Origin of the sequence: Micromonospora sp. KC606, from assembly GCF_004348675.1 — a bacterium.
GTDB lineage: Bacteria > Actinomycetota > Actinomycetes > Mycobacteriales > Micromonosporaceae > Micromonospora.
In genome coordinates, this window is record NZ_SMKN01000267.1 from 1 (window position 1) to 7255 (window position 7255).

Annotated in this window: 6 protein-coding genes; 1 reads left to right on the forward strand and 5 read right to left on the reverse strand. The window is 72.5% G+C overall.

Translation table 11 applies throughout. The annotated features are described in order from the left end of the window. Positions 1 to 9 precede the first annotated feature (9 nt). The 5 genes from E1193_RS28690 to E1193_RS28710 all read right to left on the reverse strand — a co-directional run bounded on the left by E1193_RS28690 (position 10) and on the right by E1193_RS28710 (position 4729). Positions 10 to 630, reverse strand: coding sequence for a hypothetical protein (locus E1193_RS28690; protein WP_132186296.1), 621 nt, complete (start codon positions 628 to 630; stop codon positions 10 to 12). Beyond that, positions 621 to 1163, reverse strand: coding sequence for a hypothetical protein (locus tag E1193_RS28695; RefSeq protein WP_132186297.1), 543 nt, complete (start codon positions 1161 to 1163; stop codon positions 621 to 623). Before E1193_RS28695 ends, E1193_RS28690 begins: the two co-directional genes overlap by 10 nt. Before the next feature lie 101 nt (positions 1164 to 1264). Then, on the reverse strand, positions 1265 to 3625 hold the full coding sequence (locus E1193_RS28700) for a sodium-translocating pyrophosphatase (protein ID WP_132186298.1): 2361 nt from the start codon (positions 3623 to 3625) through the stop codon (positions 1265 to 1267). Positions 3626 to 3938: 313 nt separating this feature from the next. After that, positions 3939 to 4373: an ATP-binding protein gene (locus E1193_RS28705; RefSeq protein ID WP_207922907.1), complete on the reverse strand. Its 435-nt coding sequence runs from the start codon at positions 4371 to 4373 to the stop codon at positions 3939 to 3941. Further along, a complete protein-coding gene (locus E1193_RS28710; protein ID WP_132186300.1) occupies positions 4373 to 4729 on the reverse strand; it encodes an STAS domain-containing protein in 357 nt (118 codons plus the stop codon). Before E1193_RS28710 ends, E1193_RS28705 begins: the two co-directional genes overlap by 1 nt. Before the next feature lie 140 nt (positions 4730 to 4869). Here E1193_RS28710 and E1193_RS28715 point away from each other — a divergent pair. After that, on the forward strand, positions 4870 to 7255 hold a 2386-nt coding region (locus E1193_RS28715), incomplete at its 3' end, for a DEAD/DEAH box helicase (RefSeq protein WP_132186301.1).

The window sequence follows — 7255 nt, forward strand, 5'->3', positions numbered from 1 at the left end:
GGTGGGAGGTCAGAGCGGGGCCGACGGCCAGAGTTCCGGGGGCACGGTGGACGGGCGCTCACCGACAAGCTCGGCAAGCCGTGTCAGCCGCCGCCGGCCGGTGATCCGCAATGCCGGCCCGCCGACCCCCGGCTCCAGCACGGCGGCGGGCAACCCCACGGCGGCCAGCGCCGCGCGTACCGTCGGCCACCACTCCCGGTCGCCCTCGGCGAGGCCCAGCAGGAAACCCGCCGGATCGGCGGCGCCGGCGGCGGCCAGCCAGAGCCGCAGCCGACGCCCGTTGAGATGGAAGCTTCCGGGCGGGCGCTTGCGCTGGCCCTCGTCCAGCCAGGCGGTGGCCAACGGGGCCAGCGTCCTCAGGTACGACGTACGAACCGCGAAGCGCTGCTCCCCGGTCGTCTCCCAGGCCGCGGTTAGCCCACGCAACCGCAGCTCGGCGATGAGCACGTGCACCCGCCAGGCGGCGTCGACCGTGATCGACAGACGGGCGGTGCGCCCCATCCGGACGACCTCCCCGGGGCCGGCGAGCAGGCCGGCCAGGTCGGCGACCGACGGGTCCGCCGCCTCGGTGCCGAACAGCGAGAGCTGACGCACCGGTTTGGGAGTGGGGTCGGCAGGGGTCAGCGACACTCCGGAACCTCGTCGAAGGCCTGTTTGAGCTCTTCCGAGTTGAGGCGGCTGGTGTCCAGCGCGCTCGCGTCGTACTCCTTGGTCAGCGTCTCCACCGCGGCCCTGACGCCGTCGTAGAAGGCGGTGGGCTCCGCGGTGCCGAGCCCGTCGATGGTGTCCCGGGCTCGGCCGTACGCGTCCCGCACCTTCTCCAGGGTGGCCCGGAAACCCCGGGAGATCTCCTCCCCGTGCTCGGCCTCCGGCACCCCGGCGTCCGCGATCCGGCGCCGGGCTGTCTCGCTCGCCGTCGCCGCCCCAGCGAAGAGCCGCACCAGGTTCTCCTTCGCCTGCGCCGGGGTGGTCTGTGCGGTCATCTGCTGGTTGGTGCTGCTGGTCAGTTTGTTGATCTCGGCCCGCCACGGGGTCAGCGCCTCGCAGACCGAGGCGGCCCAGACCCGGGGGCTGGGCCCGCCACCGCAGCCGGTGACGACGAGTACGAGCGTGGCCAGGACCACCGTGAGCTTTCCGGCGGCTGCCGCCCGGCACGAACGCATGCAAGGCAGCGTACGGCCTCGCGGTGAACCCGACACCGGTCAGGCGGACGGCGCACGGTCCCCGGTCGGCGTGGCCGACCGGGGACCAGATGCGTCGCGACTCAGGCCTTGACCACGTCGGCGCGCTCGTGGTTGCCCGCGTCGGTGCCGTTCCCGCCGCCGGACGAGTCCATGGCGACGCCCTTGCGCTTGCTGAACACCACCGCCGCGACGACGATCAGGGTCGCGACCAGCGCGATTCCCACCCGCAGCGGGGTGTTGCGCTCGTCGCCCACGCTGTACGCCACCACAGCCGGCGCGATCAACAGCGAGACCAGGTTCATCACCTTGAGCAGCGGGTTGATCGCCGGCCCGGCAGTGTCCTTGAACGGGTCGCCGACGGTGTCGCCGATGACCGTCGCGGCGTGCGCCTCGGAGCCCTTGCCGCCGTACGCGCCGTCCTCGACGAGCTTCTTGGCGTTGTCCCAGGCGCCGCCGGAGTTGGCCAGGAACACCGCCATCAGGGTGCCCGCCCCGATCGCCCCGGCCAGGTACGACGCCAGTGCGCCCGGGCCGAGGCCGAAGCCGACCGCGATCGGGGCGAGGATGGCGAGCAGGCCGGGGGTCATCAGCTCCCGCTGCGCGTCCCGGGTGCAGATGTCGACGACCTTGCCGTACTCCGGACGCTGGGTGCCGTCCATGATCCCGGGCAGTTCGCGGAACTGCCGCCGGACCTCCATCACCACCGCGCCGGCCGAGCGGGACACCGCGTTGATGGCCAGCCCGGAGAAGAGGAACACCACCGCGGCGCCGATGATCAGTCCGACCAGGTTGCGCGGGTTGGCCACGTTCAACGAGTTGAGGATCTCCGCCCCGACGTCGCCGACCCCGGCGGTGGCGTACGCGCTGCGCAGCGTGTCGGTGTACGACCCGAACAGCGCGGTGGCGGCGAGCACGGCGGTGGCGATCGCGATGCCCTTGGTGATCGCCTTGGTGGTGTTGCCCACCGCGTCCAGCTCGGTGAGAATGCGCGCGCCGTTCTCGTCGATGTCGCCGGACATCTCGGCCACGCCCTGGGCGTTGTCGGAGATCGGGCCGAAGGTGTCCATCGCGACGATCACGCCGACGGTGGTGAGCAGACCGGTGCCGGCCAGCGCCACCGCGAACAGGGAGAGCGTGATGGAGCTGCCGCCGAGCAGGAACGCGCCGAAGACGCCGGCGCCGATGAGCAGCGCCGAGTAGACCGCCGACTCCAGGCCGACGCTGATGCCGGCGAGGATGACGGTGGCCGGGCCGGTCTGCGAGCTGGCGCCGATGTCCTGCACCGGGCGCCGGGTGGTCTCGGTGAAGTAACCGGTGAGCGCCTGGATCGCGGCGGCCAGCACGATACCGATCACGACCGCCCCGATGGCCACCAGGCGCGGGTTCTCGTCGACGTCGGCGAGGCCGCCCTCCAACTCGGCGAAGCTGGCCGGGAGATAGAGGAAGGCGGCGACCGCGACCAGCACCGCGGAGAGCACCGCGGAGAGGTAGAAGGCACGGTTGATTGCGGTCAGGGCGTTGCGGTCGGAGGCGCGCAGCCGGGTGATGAAGACCCCGACGATGGCGATGAGCACCCCGATGGTGGAGATGATCAGCGGGAAGACCAGACCGGCCTCACCGAACGCGGCGCGGCCGAGGATCAGCGCGGCTACCAGAGTGACCGCGTACGACTCGAAGAGGTCCGCGGCCATGCCGGCGCAGTCGCCGACGTTGTCGCCCACGTTGTCGGCGATGGTGGCGGCGTTGCGGGGGTCGTCCTCGGGGATACCCTGCTCGACCTTGCCGACCAGGTCGGCGCCGACGTCGGCGGCCTTGGTGAAGATGCCGCCGCCGACGCGCATGAACATGGCCAGCAGGGCGGCGCCGAAGCCGAAGCCCTCCAGCACGGTCGGGGCGTCCCCCTTGAACATGATCACGACCAGCGCGGCACCCAGGAGGCCGAGCCCGACGGTGAGGAAGCCGACCACACCGCCGGTCCGGAAGGCGATCTTCATGGCGGCCTCCCGCCCGCCCTGCGCCTCGCGGGCCGCGGCGGCGACCCGGAGGTTGGCGCGGGTGGCCAGCCACATACCGGCCCCGCCGATGAACGCGCTGAACAGTGCACCGACCACGAAGAACGCGGAGCGGCCGATCTTCACCGCGACCTCACTGCCGTCGGTGTCGTGCACCGGCAGCAGGAAGAGGAGCACGACGGCGATGACGACGAAGATCGCCAGCGTCCTGAACTGCCGGAGCAGGTACGCCGAGGCGCCCTCCTGCACCGCTCCGGAGATTTCCTGCATGTTGGTGGTGCCCTTACCGGCTGCCAGCACGGCCTTGGTCAAGGCCGCGGCGAAGACGAGGGCCACCGCGGCGATGACCGCCGCGATGACGACGTACGTCAGGTTCGCTCCGGTGAGGGACAGCGCGCCGCCTTCGGGGGCGGCCAAGGTCCCGGACATCTGTGTCCTCCTGTACCGACACGGTCGCGCCGGCCATTGGACGTCTGCCCGGCGCCTGGATGCGGTTGCGCACGCGCGCCAACCCTCCTCGACGGACCATGATCAACGTCCATATCCGCTGGCCGCGAGGAGGATCACGTGCTGACAACCCACAGACTGTAGCCCTGCCGAGTGTTCGAGGTCACAACCGGGGCACGCCGTGTCCGGATGATCTTTCTAACTGTGTTATGAGAAAAAATCTGATATGGAGGCCCATCGACGCGTACGAGGCCGCGTCCCACACCGGGTCACGGCCTCGTACGGACAGTGAGGGTCAGCGGCCGACCGGCCACACCATCCGGACCTCGGTCCCGACCCCCTCGGCAACCGGACGAACCTGGAGGTCCTCGACAAACCCAGCGAGCAGGGCGAACCCGACGCCGGTGGTCAGCGCCTCGTCGGTGAGGGACTCGTTGGCGAGTTCGTCGGCGTTCAACGCGGCCAGGCCGAGGCCCGCCTCGATCGGCGCCCGATCCACCACGCGCACCTGATACGCCCCGGAGTCGGACATCTCCACCAGCACCGGGTCGGGCAGTCTGTACTGCCGGTGCAGCGCGACAGCACGGGTGCACGCCTCACCGATGGCCAGGCGCACCTCGTCGAGCAGGCCCTCGCGCACCCCCGCCCGGCGGGCCACCGCGACCCCGACCAGGCGGGCCGTGCGCACGTGCACCGGGGCCGGCGAGAAGGAGAGCCGGACCGTCGCCATCACGCGCCAGCGCCGGTCGGGTCGGCCGTAATCGCCGCCTCCACCGTAGGGTGCAGCGGAAAGACCTGGTCCAACGCGGTGATCCGGAAGATCTTGAGCAGTGGCTCCTTGTCGCAGACCAGCGCGAACGAACCGCCGGCCGACCGGAGCCGCTTGAGGGCGCCGACCAGCACGCCCAGGCCGGTGGAGTCGAGGAAGTCGACCCGGCCGAGGTCGACGATCACCTGCCGGGCGCCGCCGTCGATCAGTTCGAGGAGCCGTTCGCGCAGCCGAGGTGCCGTGTAGACGTCCACCTCACCGCCGACCTCAAGCACCGTGTGCTCCCCCACGGCGCGGGTCGCCAGCGACAGCTCCATCAGTCCTCCTCCGAGAGTCGTAAACTCTCCTGGGCATCTAACCATCCCCGCCTGACCAGCCTCCGGTCACCGGCGACGGCTCCTCCTTACCCACGCCCCCGGTCGTTCACCACCCGAACGCCAGTGCGAAAGTGCAGGACGTGCATCCCGCAGCCACCGTATCGGCAGGTCCCGGCTCCGCTCGACCGCAGACGGCGGCGCCCGGGGAACTGCTGCGCCGGCTGCGCGCCCGCCATCACGACACCGACCCGGTCACCCACGTCGAACGGGTCCCACCCCGCCCCGGCGAACCGGCGCCCTGGCCGGAGTGGACCCCCGAAGAGCTACGGGCGGCGCTCGCCGCGCGCGGCGTGGTCACCCCCTGGCGGCACCAGGCCGAGGCCGCCGAGCTGGCGCACGCCGGGCAACACGTGGTGGTGGCCACCGGGACGGCGTCCGGCAAGTCGCTGGCGTACCAACTGCCGGCGCTGGCCGCGTTGCTCGCCGATCCCCGGGCCACCGTGCTGTACCTGGCCCCGACCAAGGCGCTCGCCGCCGACCAACTGCGCGCCGTCGCCGGCCTGGGTCTCGACGGGGTACGCCCAGCCACCTACGACGGGGACACCCCACGCGCCGAACGGGAGTGGATTCGCCGGCACGCCCGGTTCGTGCTGACCAACCCGGACATGCTGCACCACGGCATCCTCCCCGGGCACGCGCACTGGTCCGGCTTCCTGCGCCGGCTGGCGTACGTGGTGATCGACGAGTGCCACACCTACCGCGGCGTGTTCGGCTCACACGTCGCGCACGTGCTGCGCCGGCTACGCAGACTCAGCGGAAGTCCGGGCCGTGCCTCCTCGACCGCGCTCGCAGACTCGCGCAGGGCGCCGGTCTTCCTCCTGGCCTCGGCCACGTCGGGTGACCCGGCGACGGCGGCCGGGCGGCTCACCGGGCTGCCGGTGGTCGCCGTCACCGAGGACACCTCGCCACGCGGCGGGGTGACCTTCGCGCTCTGGGAGCCGCCGCTGCTACCGTCCTCCGCCGCGCCCTCCCCCGACGCCGACCTTCTCCAGGTCCGCCGGTCGGCGCTGCGGGAGACCGCTGACCTGCTCGCCGACACCGTCGCCGAGGGGGTACGCACGCTCGCCTTCGTCCGCTCCCGGCGTGGCGCGGAGGTGGTGGCGGCCAACGCCCGGCGCGCACTCGACGAGGCGGTGCCCGGCCTCGGCGACCGGGTGGCCGCCTACCGGGCCGGTTACCTGCGCGAGGAACGGCGTGAGCTGGAACGGGCCCTGCTGCAGGGCGAGCTGCTCGGCCTCGCCTCCACCAACGCGCTGGAACTCGGCGTCGACCTGGTCGGGCTGGACGCGGTGCTGATCTGCGGCTGGCCCGGGACCCGGGCCTCGCTCTGGCAACAGGCCGGCCGGGCCGGCCGATCCGGCGACGAGGCCCTGGCCGTGCTGGTGGCCCGGGACGACCCGCTGGACACCTATCTGGTGCACCACCCGGAGGCGCTGTTCGGGCGGCCCGTCGAGGCGACCGTGCTCGACCCGGCCAACCCGTACGTGCTCGCGCCGCAGCTCGCCTGCGCCGCGTTCGAGGCTCCGCTCACCCCGGCCGACCTGGAGCTCTTCGGCGACGGGGCGAAGGAGGCGGTCGACTCCCTCGTCGCGGCCGGCGCGCTGCGACAGCGCCCGACCGGGTGGTACTGGCGGCACCGGGAACGGCCCGAGGTCGACCTGCGTGGCTCCGACGGCGCTCCGGTCTGTGTGGTCGAGGCGTCGACCGGGCGGCTGCTCGGCACCGTCGACGGCGGCTCGTCGCACGTCCTCGTCCATCCCGGCGCGGTCCACCTGCACCAGGGCGTCTCATACGTGGTCGACTCCCTCGACCTGGCCGACGGGTGCGCGCTGGTGCACGCCGAGGAGCCGGACTGGTCCACCCACGCCCGGGACGTCACCTCGCTGTCGGTGGTGTCGGTGCGCTCGTACGTCGACGCCGGACCGGTCGGGCTCTTCCTCGGTGAGGTGGACGTGACCAACCAGGTGGTGTCGTACCAGCGTCGGCGGATCGCCTCCGGCGAGGTGATCGACACCCGGCCGCTGGACCTGCCGGCCCGGGAGCTGCGCACCGTCGCGGTCTGGTTCACCGTCTCCCCCACGTCGCTGGCCGCCGCCGGGGTGGAGGCCGCCGACATCCCGGGGGCGTTGCACGCCGCCGAGCACGCCGCGATCGGGCTGCTCCCGCTGATGGCCACCTGCGACCGCTGGGACATCGGCGGCCTGTCGACGGCGGTGCACCCGGACACCGAGGCGCCGACCGTGTTCGTCTACGACGGCCACCCGGGTGGGGCGGGTTTCGCCGAACGCGCGTACGCGACGGCGGCGGCCTGGCTGCGCGCCACCCGGGACGCCATCGCCGAGTGCGGCTGCGAGGCCGGCTGCCCGTCCTGCGTGCAGTCGCCGAAATGCGGCAACGGCAACAGTCCGCTGTCCAAGCCGGACGCCCTCCGCGTCCTCGACGTGGTGCTCGCCCACCTCCCCGCCC